The sequence below is a fragment of the Goekera deserti genome, assembly GCF_010685995.1.
Lineage (GTDB): Bacteria > Actinomycetota > Actinomycetes > Mycobacteriales > Geodermatophilaceae > Goekera > Goekera deserti.
In genome coordinates, this window is sequence record NZ_JAAGWK010000012.1 from 54,222 (window position 1) to 70,514 (window position 16,293).

Here is a 16,293-nt window from a genome sequence, read left to right on the forward strand (position 1 = left end):
CATGACACAGAACGAGAACCTGGCGCAGCTGTCCAAGGCAGGGGTCGCCGTCTGGCTCGACGACCTCTCCCGCGACCGCATCCGCAGCGGCAACCTGCAGTCGCTGGTGGACGAGCACAGCGTCGTCGGCGTGACCACCAACCCGTCGATCTTCGCCGCCGCGATCAGCGGGTCGGAGTCCTACGACGACCAGCTGCACGCCATGGCCGTGCGCGGCGTGAGCGTGGAGGAGGCGCTGCGCACCATCACCGCCGCCGACGTCCGCGACGCCTGCGACCTGCTGGCCCCGGTGGCCGCCCGCACCGGCCGGGACGGGCGGGTCTCCCTGGAGGTCGCCCCGGGCCTGGCCCGGCACACCGACGCGACCGCCGCGGAGGCCGCGCACCTGTGGTGGCTCGTCGACCGGCCCAACCTGTTCATCAAGATCCCGGCGACCGTGGAGAGCCTCCCGGCGATCACCACGTCGATCGCGGCCGGGATCAGCGTGAACGTCACGCTGATCTTCAGCACCGAGCGCTACCGCGAGGTGATGGACGCCTACCTGACCGGGCTCGAGCAGCGCCTGGAGCAGGGCGGGTCGCTGGACGGGATCGAGTCGGTCGCCTCGTTCTTCGTGTCCCGGGTGGACACCGAGATCGACAAGCGGCTCGACGCCGCCGGCGGCCACGACGAGCTCAAGGGCAAGGCCGGCGTCGCCAACGCGGTGCTCGCCTACCAGGCCTACGAGGAGGTCTTCGGCTCCGACCGCTGGAAGGCGCTGGAGTCCCGCGGCGCGTCGAGGCAGCGCCCGCTGTGGGCCTCCACCGGCGTGAAGAACCCCGAGTACAGCGACACGATGTACCTGTCGGAGCTGATCGCGCCGGACACGGTCAACACCATGCCGGAGAAGACCATGCAGGCCTACGCCGACCACGGTCAGCCCGGCGCCCCGGTGCAGGAGGCCTACGGGTCGGCCGCGGCCACCATGCAGGCCGTCGCCGACGCCGGCATCGACCTGCCCGACGTGTTCCGGGTCCTCGAGGACGAGGCCGTGGAGAAGTTCGTGCAGGCCTGGGACGAGCTCACCGGCTCGGTGCAGGAGCAGCTCCAGGACAAGTCCTGACACCAGGGCCTCGCCGGGTGCGGCTGTGAGCGGGAGCTGACAGGCTGCACCCGACGACGTCACGTCCCGGACCCGGCTGCACGCAGCCGGGTCCGGGCGCGCCCCGCGTCCCCCGTCGTCCTGCCGGCGCGCAGCGCAGCTGCCGGACGGACGGCGGTCGGCCCGCCCTGCCCCGGACCACGCCCTCCCTGACGACCGCGACCGAGGACCCCACCATGACGAGCAACCCGCTGCGCGATCCTCGGGACCGCCGGCTCCCCCGCGTCCCCGAGCCCTGCGCCCTCGTGGTCTTCGGCATCACGGGCGACCTCGCCCGCAAGAAGCTGCTGCCCGCGGTGTACGACCTCGCCAACCGCGGCCTGCTGCCCACCAACTTCGCCCTGCTCGGCTTCGCCCGGCGCGACTGGGGCGACATGGAGTTCGCCGAGCTGGCCCGCACCGCCGCCCGCGAGCACGCCCGCACGCCGTGGCGCGAGGAGGTGTGGGAGCGGCTGGCCGCCAGCGTGCGCTTCGTGCAGGGCTCCTTCGACGACGACGCCGCCTTCGACGAGCTCGCCGCCGCGCTGGCCGACCTGGAGAGCAGCCACGGCATCGGCGGCAACGCCGCGTTCTACCTGTCCATCCCGCCGAGCCTGTTCCCCGTCGTGCTGCGGCAGATGGAGCGCACCGGCATGGCCGAGTCCACCGACGACCGGTGGCGCCGCGTCGTCGTCGAGAAGCCGTTCGGCACCGACCTGCCGTCCTCCCGCGAGCTCAACGAGCTGGTCGACTCCGTGTTCAGCGCGCAGGACGTGTTCCGGATCGACCACTACCTGGGCAAGGAGACCGTGCAGAACCTGATGGCGCTGCGCTTCGCCAACAGCCTGTTCGAGCCGGTCTGGAACGCCCAGCACGTCGACTCCGTGCAGATCACCATGGCCGAGGACGTCGGCATCGGTGGCCGCGCGGACTTCTACGAGCGCACCGGCGCCGCGCGCGACGTGCTGCAGAACCACCTGCTGCAACTGCTGGCCCTCACCGCCATGGAGGAGCCGGTCGAGTTCGCCGCCGAGGACATCCGCACCGAGAAGCTCAAGGTGCTGCGGGCCATCTCGCTGCCCGCGGACATGCGGCAGTTCGCCGTCCGCGGGCAGTACGAGCAGGGCTGGCTCGCCGGCCAGCGGGCCTGCGGCTACCGCGACGAGAAGGGCGTGTCCGCGGAGTCGACGACCGAGACGTACGCCGCCGTCCGGCTGGGCGTGGAGACCCGCCGCTGGGCCGGGGTGCCGTTCTACCTGCGCACCGGCAAGCGGCTGCCGCGGCGGGTCACCGAGATCGCGCTGTCCTTCCGCAAGGCGCCGCACCTGCCCTTCGCGCCCACCGACACCGAGGAGCTCGGGCACAACCAGCTCGTCGTCCGGGTCCAGCCGGACGAGGGCATGACGCTCAAGTTCGGGTCCAAGGTGCCGGGCAGCGTGATGGAGGTGCGGGACGTCTCGATGGACTTCCTCTACGGCGAGCAGTTCACCGAGGCCAGCCCCGAGGCCTACGAGCGCCTGCTGCTGGACGTGCTGCTCGGCGACGCCACCCTCTTCCCCCGCAACGCCGAGGTGGAGGCGTCCTGGGCGGTCATCGACCCGCTGGAGGAGTTCTGGGCGGACACCACGCCCTACCCCTACCGCGCCGGTGAGTGGGGGCCCCGGGCCGCCGAGGAGATGCTCGCCGCCGAGGGCCGGGCATGGCGACGTCCGTGACCACCCACCGCACTCCCCCCATCCCCACCCTGACTTTCCCGGGCTCGAGTCCGCTGGAGGCACAGCCGTGACTACGTTGTGGGACACCACCGGATCCGCCGTCGTCAAGGAACTGGCCGCCCAGCGGCGCACCGGTGGCGCGGTGATGAGCGGGGTGGCCCTCACCCTGGTCGTCATCGCCGACGAGGACCGGGTGGCCGAGGCCGAGCAGGCCGCGGCCGCCGCCGCCGAGCTGCACCCGTGCCGGCTGCTGATCGTGGTGCGCCGCCAGGTCGAGGCGCCGCTGCCCCGCCTGGACGCCGAGGTGCTCATCGGGGGCCGGTTGGGCCCCGGCGAGGCCGTCGTGATGCGCATGTACGGCCGGCTCGGGCTGCACGCCGAGTCGGTCGTGCTGCCGCTGCTGGCCGCCGACGCCCCCGTGGTGACCTGGTGGCACGCCACGCCGCCGACCCGGATCACCACCGACGCGCTGGGCGTCATCGCCGACCGGCGGATCACCGACTGCGCGATGGCGGCCGACCCGCTGGAGGCGCTCCGCGCCCGGGCCCGGGACTACGCCCCCGGCGACACCGACCTGGCCTGGACCCGCACCACCATGTGGCGGGCCACCCTCACCTCCACGCTGGACGCCGTGGTCGGCCGCCGCGGTGCGCCGGTCACGGTGACCGGCGGGCGGGTCGAGGGCGACCCGGCCAGCGCCACCGCGCAGCTGGTGGCCGGCTGGATCTCCTCACGCTGCGGCTGCCCGATCGACGTCGTCGCCGGCCAGCGCACCCCCGGCCCCAGCGGCGTGGAGTCGGTGTTCCTCACCCTGGACCAGGGCGAGGAGGTGCGGGTCACCGCCGACCGCAAGGGCGGCGCGGTGATCTCCCAGCCGCACCGGGCCGACTCCGTGGTGGCGCTCGTGGAGCGTGACCTCGGGGAACTGGTGGGCGAGGAGCTGCGCCGGCTGGACTCCGACGAGCCCTACAGCGAGGCCCTGGGTGCCGCGACCGGGATGACCGGCCTCGCCCGGCGGCCGGGCACCCGGGAGCACGTCTGGTTCGACCCGACCGCCCAGCAGAACGGTGCGACCGCGCAGCCGCCGGCCACCAGCGCCGACTCCGCCGCCACCCCGGCGCCGCAGGTGCCACAGGACTCGGCCGACGCCGACGAGGTGGCGCAGACCGGCACGCACGACGCCGACGACCCCGACGGTGACCGGGAGGACTCCTCCGACGCCCACGACCCCGCCACGGTCACCTCGTGAGCTCCCACCCCGGCCCTCCTGCAGGGGCCCGCCGCGAGCCTGCGAGTGGTGGGGGGCAGGAGGGTCCTTCCGTCGTGATCGAGCCGGACGCCGACCGGCTGGCCCGGGCGGTGGCCAGCGCCCTGGTGGCTCGGCTCGCCGCCGCCCAGGCGGTGCACGGCACGGCGTCGGTGGTGCTGACCGGCGGCGGGGTGGGCACCGCGGTGCTGGAGCGGGTGGCCGCGCTGGCCGCCGAACCCGAGCGCGAGGTCGTCGACTGGACCGCCGTGGACGTGTGGTGGGGCGACGAGCGGTTCGTGCCCGCCGCCGACGCCGAGCGCAACGAGCTGGGCGCGCGCCGCGCGCTGCTGGACGCGGTCGGCGTCCCGGCCGAGCGGGTGCACGCCGTGCCCGCCTCGGACGCCGGCTTCGCGGAGCCCGAGCAGGCGGCCGACTGGTACGCCGGGCAGCTCGCGGCGGCCGCCGGGGGTTCCGGGCTGCCCCGCTTCGACGTCCTGCTGCTGGGCATGGGGCCGGAGGGCCACGTGGCCTCCATCTTCCCGGACTCCCCGGCCGCCGCCGACGACCGTCCGGTGGTGGCGGTGCGGGACTGCCCGAAGCCGCCACCGACCCGGGTGAGCCTGGGCTTCTCCGCGATCAACTCCGCGGAGGAGGTGTGGCTGCTGGTGGCCGGCGAGGGCAAGGCCGAGGCGGTCGCCACCGCGCTGGGCCCGGACGGCGCCGGCCTGCCCGCCGCCGGGGTGCACGGCACCCGGGCGACCCGCTGGCTGCTGGACGCCGCCGCCGCGAGCCGGCTCGGCTGACCCGTGGTGGCCGACCGTGGTGCGGCGCCCGCGGGCGCCGCACCACGGTCGTCCGGGGCTCAGGCGCCGCGGCGTGCCTTGAGGCGGGTCAGCGCCTCCTCGAGGAGGGCGTCGCCGTCGGCGTCGCTGCGCCGCTCCCGCACGTAGGCCAGGTGGGTCTTGTACGGCTCGGTGCGCGGTGCCGGCGGCGGGTTCTGCTCGTCCTGCCCGGCCGGGAGCCCGCAGCGCGGGCAGTCCCACTCCACCGGCACGTCGATGTCGGCCGCGAACGCGATCCGTGTCTCGTGGTGGTTCGCGCACCAGAAACCGATCCGGTGCCGGGGAGCGGACTCACCCCGCTCCGACTCACCCATCGGCCCCGCGCCGACCCTGCTGCCCCTGATCGCACTGCCACCAGCCATGAGCGCCCCCTGCTCGTCCGTCCACGCGGCGCCGACGCGATCACCGTTGGGGAAGTGTAGGACGGTCAGGCAGCTCACAGGTCACGACGAGGACACCGTTTCGCGGCATTGCACCCGGCCGCGCGGGAGCGCGCTCAGACCTTGAGCAGGATGCCCAGCCCGACCACGCAGATCGCCCACACCAGCAGGCAGAACACGGTGAGCCGGTTGAGGTTCTTCTCCACCACCGACGACCCGGACAGCGACGCCGAGGCAGCACCACCGAACATCGAGGACAGGCCGCCGCCCTTGCCGCGGTGCAGCAGGATCAGCACGATCAGCACGATGCTGGTGAGCACGAGCACGATGTTCAGGACCAGCTCGACCATGATCTCTCCTGTCCCGTGGGCCACGGGTCTCGACGTACGGGGTGGGGCGGGGACGGGGCCCGACCGGTGAGGACGCGTGCTGCCCGGGCGGTGCACCTCGGCCCGGGACCTCGCGACAGTCTACGGCGCTGCCCCGACGGGCTCACCCGACCCCGGCGGTGGCCAGGTCGTAGCTGCGGTAGGGCGCCATCACGACCCCGTTGCGCAGCCGCTGACCGGCCAGCAGCTGGAGCCGGTCCTCGGCCAGCGGCACGTACGCCCCGGTGGCGACGGCGGCCTGCGCCACCTGCACCCAGGTGGCGTTCGCCTGGGCGGGGTCCGGGGCGGCCAGCGCGGTGTCGACCAGCTGGTCGATGCCGGGGTCGGCCAGCCGCGCGTAGTTGGTGTTGCCCTCGGGCTTCACCGAGCGGCCGTCGACCAGCGGCACCAGCAGGGACCCCGGGGAGGGGAAGTCGGCGCGGCGGGAGATGAGCATCAGCCCGAACCCCTGCGCGGTCACGTTGTCCGGCCGGCCGATGCCGTCGCCGCCGTAGAAGCCGAGGCCCGGCATCGGCTGCACCCGCACCTGGATGCCGATCTCACCGAGCTGGGCGGCGATCACCTCGGCCACCTCGACCAGCTCGGTCACGTCCTGGACGGCGAGCACGGTGGCAAAGCCCTCCGGGTACCCGCAGGTGGCCAGGGCCTCCCGCGCGGCCGCGGTGTCCGGAGCCGGGTCGGGGTCCTCCGGGCCGTCCGGGAGGCGCTCGGTCCACAGCTGCGAGGTGCGGTCGGCGGCACTGCTGCCGCCCAGTGCCTCCTGCACGGCGCGACGGTCGACGGCAGCGGCCACCGCGGCCCGGCAGGAGGGGTTGTCCAGCGGGGCGACCGTGCTGGCCAGCGCCAGCATCCGCACCGAACCGCTGGCGACGTCGTCCACCCGGTCGCCCAGGCCGGGATCGCTCTCCAGCCGGCTGGTGGTCGCCCGGTGCACCCCGAGCCCGGTGGCGTCCACGTCGGCCGCACCGGCGAGCAGGGCCTGGTCCCGCTCGGTGCTGCTCTGACCCACCTTGACCACCACCCGGTCCGGCAGGGCGGTACGGACGTCGTCGGTGGCCGGGTCCCACTGCGGGTTCCGGTCGAGGACGACGCCGGTGACGGGGTCCACGGAGGTGACCGCGTAGGGGCCGGAGGACACCGGGTCCACGTCGTAGCCGCCGCGGGTGTCGTTCTCCACCGGCACCGGGCTGCTGGAGGGCAGCGCCAGCACGTGACCGAGGTCGGGTGCCGGGCGGGCCAGGGTGAACACGATGGTGCGGTCGTCCGGGGTGACGATGGACGCCAGGCCGTCGACGTCGCCGTCGTCGGCGTACGGGCCCGCGTAGGGGTCGGCCGGGTCGTCGAACAGGTCGATCGCGTGGGTCGGTCCCCCGACGATCACGTTCGCGTCGAAGGTCCGGGCGATCCCGTACTCGATGTCCCGCGAGGTGATCGGCCGGCCGGTCTCGAACCGGACGCCCTCCTTGAGGGTGAAGGTCCAGGTCAGCCCGTTGTTCGACGGGGTCCCCGTGTCGGTCGCGAGGTCGGGCACCAGCTGGTCGGTGCGCCCGGGGGTCGTGTCGTAGGTGACCAGCGTCCGGGTGTACAGCCGCATGAGGTTCCAGACGGCGGGGGTGTACGAGCGCTGGGGGTCCAGGTGGTCGATCGTCGCGATCGACACCCGGAGCGTGCCGCCCGTGGCGTCCGACGGCGCTCGCACACCGCCGATCCCCTCGTCGGGGGCCCCGGCGGCGGTGGGCACGGCCGGGGCCGCGGCCTCACCGCCGCCACACGCGCTGAGCAGGACCAGCAGCCCGGCCAGGGCGGCGGTCAGCACCCCCCGCCGCGGTTGCCCCGGGGGGGCCGACGACCTCGTCCTGCTCGGCTGCACACCGCTCCGTCCCCGTGCTCGTCGTCGCCGGGGACCGGGGTCCCGGCCTCAGCCGCTCTCGGCAGCCGTCCGGCAGATCGCGGCGAACTCGTCGGCGTCCAGGCTGGCGCCACCCACGAGAGCACCGTCCACGTCCGGTCCGGCCAGGATCCCGGCCGTGTTGGCGGCCTTGACGGATCCTCCGTAGAGGATACGGAGCGTATCCGCCGTGTCACTCCCAAACCGCTCGGCGAGCCGGGCCCGGAGTGCCCCGCAGACCTCCTGCGCGTCCTCGGGGGTGGCGACCTCCCCGGTGCCGATGGCCCACACCGGCTCGTAGGCCACGACCAGGCCGGCGAGCTGACCGGCGTCGAGGCCCTCGAGCGCGGCGTCGAGCTGCGCGGTGCAGTGCGGCACGTGGGTGCCCGCCCTGCGCACGTCCAGCCCCTCCCCCACGCAGAGGACGGGCGTGATCCCGTGCTTCAGGGCGGCCCGCACCTTGGCCGCGACGACGTCGTCGCCCTCGCCGTGCAGCGCGCGCCGCTCCGAGTGCCCGACGGTCACGTACTGGCAGGCGAGCGCGGCGAGCATGCCGCCGCTGACCTCACCGGTGTAGGCACCGGAGTCGGCCGCGGACAGGTCCTGGGCGCCGAAGCCGATGTCCAGCTTGTCCCCGGTCACCAGCGTCTGCACGCTGCGCAACGCGGTGAACGGCGGCAGGACGACGACCTCGGCGGCCTCCAGCTCGGCCGGCTTGAGGCTGAACGCGAGCTTCTGCACCAGGCCGATGGCCTCCAGGTGCGTGAGGTGCATCTTCCAGTTGCCGGCGATCAGCGGGCGGCGGCCCTCCCGGGCGGCCGGAGCGCTCCTGCGTGCCATGTCGGCCCCCTCGCTCAGTCCGCCAGGACCGCGAGGCCCGGGAGGTCCCGGCCCTCGAGGTACTCCAGCGACGCGCCGCCGCCGGTGCTGATGTGGCCGTAGGCCGCCTCGTCCAGGCCCAGCTGCCGCACCGCGGCCGCCGAGTCCCCGCCGCCGACGACCGACAGCCCGTCGATGCCGGACACGGCCCGGGCGACGCCCTCGGTGCCGGCCGCGAACGGAGCCAGCTCGAACACGCCCATCGGCCCGTTCCAGAACACGGTGTGCGCACCGTCCAGGTGCCGGCCGAACAGCTCGACCGAGCGCGGGCCGATGTCCAGGCCCATCTGGTCGTCGGCGATCGCGTCGGTGCCGACCGTGGTGGTGGGTGCGTCCGCGCTGAACTCCGGGGCGCACACCACGTCGACCGGCAGCACGATCCGCTCACCGGCCTCGGCCAGCAGTCGCCGGCAGGTGTCGACCTGGTCGGCCTCCAGCAGGGACTTCCCCACCCCGTGCCCCTGGGCGGCCAGGAAGGTGAAGCACATCCCGCCGCCGACGAGCAGCGTGTCCACCTTGGGCAGCAGGGCCTCGATCACGGCGAGCTTGTCGCTCACCTTGGACCCGCCGAGCACGACCACGTAGGGCCGCTCCGGCTCGGTCGTGAGCCGGCGCAGCACCTCCAGCTCGCGGGCGACGAGCCGGCCCGCGGCGTGCGGCAGCCGCTGGGCGACGTCGAACACCGAGGCGTGCTTGCGGTGCACGGCGCCGAACGCGTCGTCGACGTAGAGGTCGGCCAGGCCGGCCAGCCGGTCGGCCAGCTCGCCCCGCTCGGCGTCGTCCTTGCTGGTCTCGGCCGCCTCGAAGCGGACGTTCTCCAGCAGCAGCACCTGCCCGTCGGCCAGGGCCGCGGCGCGGGCGGTGGCGTCCGCGCCGGCCACGTCGGCGGCCAGCGGCACCTCGGCGCCGAGCAGCTCGCCGAGCCGGGCGGCGACCGGGGCCAGCGAGAACTGGGGGTCCGGGGCGCCCTTCGGCCGGCCCAGGTGGGCGGCGACGACGACCCGCGCGCCGGCGTCGCGCAGGGCCTGGATCGTGGGCACGCTCGCCCGGATCCTGCCGTCGTCGGTGATCTCCCGGGTGGTCGTGTCCAGCGGGACGTTCAGGTCGGTGCGCAGCAGCACGCGCCGGCCGGACACCCCCTCGGCGATGAGGTCGTCGACGCTCCGCATCAGAGCTTCGAGCCCACCAGCGCGGTGAGGTCGACGAGGCGGTTGGAGTAGCCCCACTCGTTGTCGTACCAGCCGACGACCTTGACCTGGTTGCCGAAGACCTTGGTCAGGCCGGAGTCGTAGATGCACGACGCGGGGTCGGTGACGATGTCGGAGGAGACGATCGGGTCCTCGGTGTAGACCAGGTACGGCGCCAGCGGGCCGGCGGCGGCGGTCCGGTAGGCCTCGTTGACCTCCTCGAGGGTGACCTCGCGGCCGAGGGTGACCGTCAGGTCGGTTGCCGAGCCGGTGGGCACGGGCACGCGCAGGGCGTAGCCGTCGAGCTTGCCCTTCAGCTCGGGCAGCACCAGGCCGATGGCCTTGGCCGCACCGGTCGACGTCGGCACGATGTTCAGCGCGGCGGCGCGGGCGCGGCGCAGGTCCTTGTGCGGGCCGTCCTGCAGGTTCTGGTCGGCGGTGTAGGCGTGGATGGTGGTCATCAGGCCACGCTCGATGGTGAAGGCGTCGTTGAGGACCTTGGCCAGCGGCGCCAGGCAGTTCGTGGTGCAGGACGCGTTGCTGATGATCGTCTGCGAGCCGTCGTACAGCTCGTGGTTGGCGCCCATGACGATGGTGATGTCGTCGTCGGTGGCGGGCGCGGAGATGATGACCTTCTTGGCACCGCCGGCGTCGACGTGCTTGCGGGCGTCCGCGGCCTTGGTGAAGAAGCCGGTCGACTCGATGACGATGTCGACGCCCAGGTCGCCCCACGGCAGGTTGGCCGGGTCGCGCTCGGCGAGGGCCGTGAAGCTCGCGCCGCCGACGGTGATGCCGTCGTCGGTGGCGGTGACCTCCTCGGGGAGCTTGCCCAGGATGCTGTCGTACTTCAGCAGGTGCGCCAGCGTGGCGTTGCTGGTCAGGTCGTTCACGGCCACGACCTCGATGTCCTGGCCACTGGCGGCGACCGCGCGCCAGAAGTTGCGACCGATGCGACCGAAACCGTTGATGCCTACCCGGACCGTCACTGATGACCTCCACGTCGCTGCGGGCCGCGCGGGTGCACGACCGCTCGTCGACGTCGACCCTAGCGGCCCCGCACCGACCCGCCATCCGACCCCCGACCCGCGCTGAGCACCGGCCCGGAGCGGGGGCGCGGGCCGAGCCACCGCGCAGGGCCGGGACCGCGCGGAGCGAGGCCCCGCGAGGCGAGGGGGTGCGTCTACTGGGCCAGCATGTCGTCGGTGACGACCGACTCGGTGTCCGGGATGCCGAGGTCCTTGGCGCGCTTGTCCGCGGTCGCCAGCAGCCGGCGGATCCGCCCGGCCACGGCGTCCTTGGTCATCGGCGGGTCGGCCCGCTGGCCCAGCTCCTCCAACGACGCCTGACCGAACTCCAGCCGCAGCCGGCCGGCCACCAGCAGGTGCTCCGGGGCGTCGTTGCCGAGGATGTCCAGGGCCCGCTCGACCCGGGCGCTGGCCGCGACGGCGGCGCGGGCGGAGCGGCGCAGGTTGGCGTCGTCGAAGTTGGCCAGCCGGTTGGCGGTGGCACGCACCTCGCGGCGCATCCGCCGCTCCTCCCAGGCGAGCACGGCGTCGTGGGCGCCCATCCGGGTCAGCAGCGCGCTGATCGCGTCGCCGTCCCGGACGACGACCCGGTCGGAGCCGCGGACCTCGCGGGCCTTGGCGGCGATGCCGAGCCGGCGCGCGGCGCCGACCAGCGCCATGGCGGCCTCCGGCCCCGGGCAGGTCACCTCCAGCGAGGAGGACCGCCCCGGCTCGGTCAGCGACCCGTGCGCCAGGAACGCGCCACGCCACGCGGCCTCGGCGTCGTTGAGTCCGCCGGACACCACCGACGGCGGCAGCCCGCGCACCGGCCGGCCGCGGTGGTCGACCAGGCCGGTCTGCCGGGCCAGGCCCTCCCCGTGCTTGGCGATCCGGACCAGGTAGCGCACGCCGCGGCGGATGTTGCCGCCGGCGAGCACGCTGACCCCGCTGGTGTAGCCGTAGACCTCGCTGATGTCCCGGCGCAGCCGCCGCGCCACGGAGCCGGTGTCCAGCTCGGCCTCGATCACCACGCGCCCGCCCACGATGTGCAGGCCACCGGAGAAGCGCAGCAGCGCCGTCACCTCGGCCTTGCGCTCGGAGGTCTTGGTGCACTCGACCCGGGACAACTCGTCCTTGACCATCGCGGTCATCGCCATGTGCGGCGTCCTCTCTCCCCCTGCTGCAGGACAACGTCGTGCTGATCGACGGTGCGGGACGTCCGGAATCCCGCCGGTCGTCCCGACCCGTCCGGCGGCGCCGGAGCGCCCACCGTGCTCCCGTGCTGGTTCATCGCGCCCCGGCCACGGCGGCCAGCGCCGCGGCGAGCCTGGCCGGGTCGTGTCTCGGTGCGCCGTCGGGTTCGGCGACCGGAGCCAGGATCAGCTCCGCGCCGTACCCACGCACCGCTGACAGCAGACCACGGCGGTCAACAACCGAGTGCTCGTCCGCGACGACAGCGTGCACCGCCACGCCGTCCAGGTGCGCGCTGAGCACCTCCAGGTGCTGCTCCGGGGAGAACCCGTCGGTCTCCCCGGCCTGCGGCACCAGGTTCAGCACCACCACCACCCGGGCGCTGGTCGCGGCCAGCGCCGCGTGCAGCTGCGGCACCAGCAGGTGCGGCAGCACCGAGGTGTACCAGGACCCGGGCCCCAGCGTGACCACGTCGGCCGCCGCGATGGCGTCGGTCACCTCGGGGGCGACCGCGGGGTCGGCGGGCTCCACCCGGATGTCGCGCACCCGGCCCGGGGTCGAGGCGATCGCCACCTGCCCGCGGATCGTGCGGGAGCGCCGGGGGTCGTCGGGGTCGACGCTCTCGACCCGGGCCACCAGGTCCAGCGGCACCTCGGCCATCGGCAGCACCCGGCCGCACGCACCGACGAGCTCACCGAGCACGTCCAGCGCGCGGCAGGTGTCCCCGCCGTGCACCTCCATGAGCCCGGTGAGCAGCAGGTTGCCCACCGGGTGCCCGGCCAGCGCTCCCCATCCGCCCAGCCGGTGCTGGAGCAGCACGGCGAGCTCCTGGTGCCGGGCCGCCGGGCCGGCGAGCGCGGCCAGCGCCATCCGCAGGTCCCCCGGCGGCAGCACCGGCATCTCCCGCCGGATCCGCCCGGACGACCCGCCGTCGTCGGCCACGGTGACCACCGCGGTCAGCTCGGTGGTGATCCGCCGCCAGGCGGCCAGCGCCTGGGAGAGCCCGTGCCCGCCGCCCAGCGCCACCACCCGGGGTGCGAGCGGGCCGGACAGCGGCTGCTCGGGCAGCACGCCGGCGGCGGTGGCCCGGGAGGGCACCGCGGAGGTCGGTGCCGGCACTACTCGCGTCCCAGGTCGCGGTGCCGGGCGGTGGCGGACACGCCCTCGGCGGACAGCCGGCGGGCGAACTCCTCGGTGATGGCGACGCTGCGGTGCTTTCCGCCGGTGCAGCCCACGGCCAGCGTCAGGTACCGCTTGCCCTCGCGGCGGTAGCCGGGCAGCAGCAGGCGCAGCACGTCGGTGTAGCGGTCCACGAACTCCAGGGCGCCGTCCCTGCTGAGCACGTACTCGCGCACCTCGGGGTCGCGGCCGGTCTTCGGGCGGAGCTCGGGCAGCCAGTGCGGGTTCGGCAGGAAGCGGGCGTCGACGACGAGGTCGGCGTCCAGGGGCAGGCCGTACTTGAAGCCGAAGCTGAGCACGGTGGCGGTCAGGGCGGGCACCTCGCCGTCGTCGGCGAAGGCGGCCTCCAGGGTGGCCCGCAGCTGGTGCACGTTCAGGTCGCTGGTGTCCACCCACAGGTCTGCGTCGCCGGCGATGCCGGTGAGCAGCGCCCGCTCGGCGGAGATGCCGTCGACCAGCCGGCCGCTGCCCTGCAGCGGGTGCTCGCGGCGCACCGACTCGTAGCGGCGCACCAGCACCTCGTCGCGGGCGTGCACGTAGAGCACCCGCGGCCGGTGCCCGATGTCGGCGAGCTGGCGGACCGCGTCCTGCAGGTCGCTGGAGAACGCCCGGCTGCGGACGTCGACGACGGCGGCGAACCGGCGGACGTCGCCGCGGGCACCCAGCTCGACCATCGGTTCCAGCAGCGCCGGCGGCAGGTTGTCCACGACGAAGAAGCCGAGGTCCTCCAGCACGCGACCGGCGGTGTTCTTGCCGGCGCCGGACAGGCCGGTGACCACGACGACCTGTACCGGACGGGCCGGCGCCTGGTCGGCGGCGCCGTCGGGCGCGACCTCGTCGGCGGGGGCGGCCGGGGTGCCGCCCGGAGGGGCGCTCACCGGACCACCGGCGCGGGCTCGCGGTCGGCTGCCACCTGCTCGTCGATCATGGGCTCCCCGTCTGCGGTGTGCTGGTGCCGGCCGTCCGCGGGCCCGCCGGGCAGGACGCCCCGAGCATCGCGGAGCTCACTGCCGCGTGCCCGGTCGGTCCCGGCCTCGTGCGCACCTGGTGCAGTGTGCCCGTCGCCGTGCAGTGGCGACACGCCGGGTGCGGTGTCGTCCGGCGCCTCACCCGGACCGGGGGCCGCTGCCGGGTCGGGGGCCGCTGCCGGGTCGGGGGTCGCCGCTCCGGGGGCCGCTGCCGGGTCCGCGACCGCGGCGAGCACGGCCTCGGCCGTGCGGCGGCCGATGCCGGGCACCCGGGTCAGCTCCTCGACACCGGCGGCCCGCAGCCGCTTGAGCGAGCCGAACTCCTTCATCAGCGCCTTGCGGCGGGTGTCGCCGAGCCCCGGGACGTCGTCCAGGGTCGAGGTGAGCATGGCGGTGGACCGCTTCTGCCGGTGGTAGGTGATGGCGAAGCGGTGCGCCTCGTCGCGCACCCGCTGCAGCAGGTACAGCGCCTCGGAGGTGCGCGGCAGGATGACCGGGTCGGGGTCGTCGGGCAGCCACACCTCCTCCATCCGCTTGGCCAGGCCGCAGATCGCGACGTCGGTGATCCCCAGCTCGGCCAGCGAGCGGGCCGCGGCCGCCACCTGCGGCTGCCCGCCGTCGACGACCAGCAGGTTGGGCGGGTAGGCGAAGCGGCGCGGGCGGCCCTCCTCGGCGGCCACGCCCTGCTGGTCGCGCCGGTCGGCCTCGTCCTTGAGGTGGCGGGCGAAGCGGCGACGCACCACCTCGGCCATGGCGGCGGTGTCGTCGGTGCCGTTGGCCACCTGGAAGCGCCGGTAGTCGCTCTTCTTGGCCAGCCCGTCCTCGAAGACCACCATGCTGGCCACGACGTTGGTGCCCTGCACGTGGGAGATGTCGATGCACTCGATGCGCAGCGGCGCGTCGGGCAGGTCGAGCGCCTCCTGGATCTCGCTCAGCGCCATCGACCGGGCGGTGAGGTCGCCGGCGCGCTTCACGCGGTGCCGGGCGAAGGCCTCCTGGGCGTTGCGCTCGACGGTCTCCATCAGGCTGCGCTTGTCCCCGCGCTGGGGCACCCGCAGCGAGACCCGGGAGCCACGCAGCTCCCCGAGCAGGTCGGCGTAGACGTCGGCGTCGTCGGGCAGCTCGGGCACCAGGACCTCGCGCGGCACCTGCTCCCCCGCCTCGCCGACGCCGGTCTGCTCGTCGACGCCGCCGTACACCTGGAGCAGGAACTGCTCGACCAGCTGCCCGGTGGACACCGCCTCGACCTTGTCCACGATCCAGCCACGCTGCCCGCGGACCCGGCCGCCGCGCACGTGGAACACCTGGACGGCGGCCTCCAGCTCGTCCTGCGCGAAGGCGACGACGTCGGCATCGGTGCCGTCGCCGAGCACGACCGCCTGCTTCTCCAGCGCCCGGTTGAGCGCGCCGATGTCGTCGCGGATGCGGGCGGCCTTCTCGTACTCCATGTCGGCGGCGGCCTGGGCCATCTCGCGTTCCAGGCGGCGCATGAACTGGTCGGTGCGCCCGCCGAGGAACTCGCAGAAGTCGTCGACGATCTCGCGGTGCTCCTCGGCCGTCACCTTCCCCACGCAGGGGGCGGCGCACTTGCCGATGTAGCCGAGCAGGCAGGGGCGGCCGATCTGGCCGGCGCGCTTGAAGACCCCGGCCGAGCAGGTGCGGGCCGGGAACACCCGGGTGAGGGTGTCCAGGGTCTCCCGGATCGCCCAGGCGTGGGCGTAGGGGCCGAAGTACCGCACGCCCTTCTTCTTCGGCCCGCGCATGACCTGCAGCCGGGGGAACTCCTCGTCGAGGGTGACCGCCAGGCTGGGGTAGCTCTTGTCGTCGCGGTACTTGACGTTGAACCGCGGGTCGAACTCCTTGATCCAGTTGTACTCGAGCTGGAGGGCCTCGACCTCGGTGCCGACGACGGTCCACTCGACGCGGGCGGCGGTGGTCACCATCTGCCGGGTGCGCGGGTGCAGGCCGGCGACGTCGGCGAAGTAGCTGTTCAGCCGCTGCCGGAGGCTCTTGGCCTTGCCGACGTAGATGACCCGGTCGGCCGGGTCCCGGAACTTGTAGACCCCGGGTGACTCGGGGATGCTGCCGACCGCGGGGCGGTACGTGGACGGGTCGGGCATGACACCAGCGTAAGTCGGCGGGCCGACACTCTGGGAGCTGGACCCGGAGCCGGTGGTCACCAGCGGCCGGGTCCCGGCGCACCCCGGTCAGCGCCCTGCCGCCGGCCCCGGTCACCGCCCTGCCCCGGCCCTGGTCACCGCCCCGGGGACCCGTCGCGGTCCGGACCGGCGAGGGGTGCGCA

14 protein-coding genes are annotated in these 16,293 nt (G+C 74.4%); 4 read left to right on the top strand and 10 right to left on the bottom strand.

Annotated elements, in window-relative coordinates; translation table 11 throughout:
- Position 1 precedes the first annotated feature (1 nt).
- The 4 genes from tal (at position 2) to pgl (ending at position 4,887) form a co-directional block, all read left to right on the top strand.
- Positions 2 to 1,102: a transaldolase gene (gene tal / locus G1H19_RS10465; RefSeq protein WP_152727560.1), complete on the top strand. Its 1,101-nt coding sequence runs from the start codon at positions 2 to 4 to the stop codon at positions 1,100 to 1,102.
- A gap of 215 nt (positions 1,103 to 1,317) precedes the next feature.
- On the top strand, positions 1,318 to 2,835 hold the full coding sequence (gene zwf, locus G1H19_RS10470; RefSeq protein ID WP_152727559.1) for a glucose-6-phosphate dehydrogenase: 1,518 nt from the start codon (positions 1,318 to 1,320) through the stop codon (positions 2,833 to 2,835).
- A gap of 67 nt (positions 2,836 to 2,902) precedes the next feature.
- Positions 2,903 to 4,084 (top strand): glucose-6-phosphate dehydrogenase assembly protein OpcA, encoded by a 1,182-nt coding sequence (locus G1H19_RS10475; RefSeq protein WP_162392276.1) that lies wholly within the window; start codon positions 2,903 to 2,905, stop codon positions 4,082 to 4,084.
- Positions 4,085 to 4,158: 74 nt separating this feature from the next.
- A complete protein-coding gene (gene pgl, locus G1H19_RS10480; protein WP_235927889.1) occupies positions 4,159 to 4,887 on the top strand; it encodes a 6-phosphogluconolactonase in 729 nt (242 codons plus the stop codon).
- A gap of 59 nt (positions 4,888 to 4,946) precedes the next feature.
- Here pgl and G1H19_RS10485 read toward each other — a convergent pair whose 3' ends face one another.
- The 10 genes from G1H19_RS10485 to uvrC form a co-directional block, all read right to left on the bottom strand.
- On the bottom strand, positions 4,947 to 5,288 hold the full coding sequence (locus G1H19_RS10485) for an RNA polymerase-binding protein RbpA (RefSeq protein WP_152727558.1): 342 nt from the start codon (positions 5,286 to 5,288) through the stop codon (positions 4,947 to 4,949).
- A 134-nt stretch (positions 5,289 to 5,422) separates the two neighbouring features.
- Entirely contained in the window at positions 5,423 to 5,656 is a 234-nt protein-coding gene (gene secG, locus G1H19_RS10490; RefSeq protein ID WP_152727557.1) for a preprotein translocase subunit SecG, read from the bottom strand.
- Positions 5,657 to 5,798: 142 nt separating this feature from the next.
- A complete protein-coding gene (locus tag G1H19_RS10495; RefSeq protein WP_235927891.1) occupies positions 5,799 to 7,511 on the bottom strand; it encodes an ABC transporter substrate-binding protein in 1,713 nt (570 codons plus the stop codon).
- 102 nt (positions 7,512 to 7,613) lie between these two features.
- Entirely contained in the window at positions 7,614 to 8,423 is an 810-nt protein-coding gene (gene tpiA, locus G1H19_RS10500) for a triose-phosphate isomerase (RefSeq protein WP_152727556.1), read from the bottom strand.
- 14 nt (positions 8,424 to 8,437) lie between these two features.
- On the bottom strand, positions 8,438 to 9,631 hold the full coding sequence (locus G1H19_RS10505) for a phosphoglycerate kinase (protein WP_152727555.1): 1,194 nt from the start codon (positions 9,629 to 9,631) through the stop codon (positions 8,438 to 8,440).
- A complete protein-coding gene (gene gap / locus G1H19_RS10510; protein WP_162392278.1) occupies positions 9,631 to 10,635 on the bottom strand; it encodes a type I glyceraldehyde-3-phosphate dehydrogenase in 1,005 nt (334 codons plus the stop codon). Before gap ends, G1H19_RS10505 begins: the two co-directional genes overlap by 1 nt.
- Positions 10,636 to 10,829: 194 nt before the next feature.
- The gene (whiA, locus tag G1H19_RS10515; RefSeq protein WP_152727554.1) at positions 10,830 to 11,810 is read right to left on the bottom strand and encodes a DNA-binding protein WhiA; all 981 of its coding nucleotides are present in this window, start codon (positions 11,808 to 11,810) and stop codon (positions 10,830 to 10,832) included.
- Between the two features lie 130 nt (positions 11,811 to 11,940).
- Complete coding sequence (locus G1H19_RS10520; protein WP_235927896.1) at positions 11,941 to 12,963, bottom strand: gluconeogenesis factor YvcK family protein; 1,023 nt, start codon at positions 12,961 to 12,963, stop codon at positions 11,941 to 11,943.
- Positions 12,963 to 13,901, bottom strand: coding sequence for an RNase adapter RapZ (gene rapZ, locus G1H19_RS10525; RefSeq protein ID WP_162392279.1), 939 nt, complete (start codon positions 13,899 to 13,901; stop codon positions 12,963 to 12,965). The genes G1H19_RS10520 and rapZ overlap by 1 nt, the downstream gene beginning before the upstream one ends.
- Positions 13,898 to 16,111: an excinuclease ABC subunit UvrC gene (gene uvrC, locus G1H19_RS10530; RefSeq protein WP_235909177.1), complete on the bottom strand. Its 2,214-nt coding sequence runs from the start codon at positions 16,109 to 16,111 to the stop codon at positions 13,898 to 13,900. The genes rapZ and uvrC overlap by 4 nt, the downstream gene beginning before the upstream one ends.
- Between the last annotated feature and the right edge of the window lie 182 nt (positions 16,112 to 16,293).

What these genes read in the sequence shown, in the direction of transcription:
- tal (WP_152727560.1), top strand. Translation starts at nt 2, where the DNA reads ATGACACAGAACGAGAACCTGGCGCAGCTGTCCAAGGCAGGGGTCGCC.
- zwf (WP_152727559.1), top strand. Translation starts at nt 1,318, where the DNA reads ATGACGAGCAACCCGCTGCGCGATCCTCGGGACCGCCGGCTCCCCCGC.
- G1H19_RS10485 (WP_152727558.1), bottom strand. Translation starts at nt 5,288, where the DNA reads ATGGCTGGTGGCAGTGCGATCAGGGGCAGCAGGGTCGGCGCGGGGCCG.
- secG (WP_152727557.1), bottom strand. Translation starts at nt 5,656, where the DNA reads ATGGTCGAGCTGGTCCTGAACATCGTGCTCGTGCTCACCAGCATCGTG.
- tpiA (WP_152727556.1), bottom strand. Translation starts at nt 8,423, where the DNA reads ATGGCACGCAGGAGCGCTCCGGCCGCCCGGGAGGGCCGCCGCCCGCTG.
- G1H19_RS10505 (WP_152727555.1), bottom strand. Translation starts at nt 9,631, where the DNA reads ATGCGGAGCGTCGACGACCTCATCGCCGAGGGGGTGTCCGGCCGGCGC.
- whiA (WP_152727554.1), bottom strand. Translation starts at nt 11,810, where the DNA reads ATGGCGATGACCGCGATGGTCAAGGACGAGTTGTCCCGGGTCGAGTGC.
- uvrC (WP_235909177.1), bottom strand. Translation starts at nt 16,111, where the DNA reads ATGCCCGACCCGTCCACGTACCGCCCCGCGGTCGGCAGCATCCCCGAG.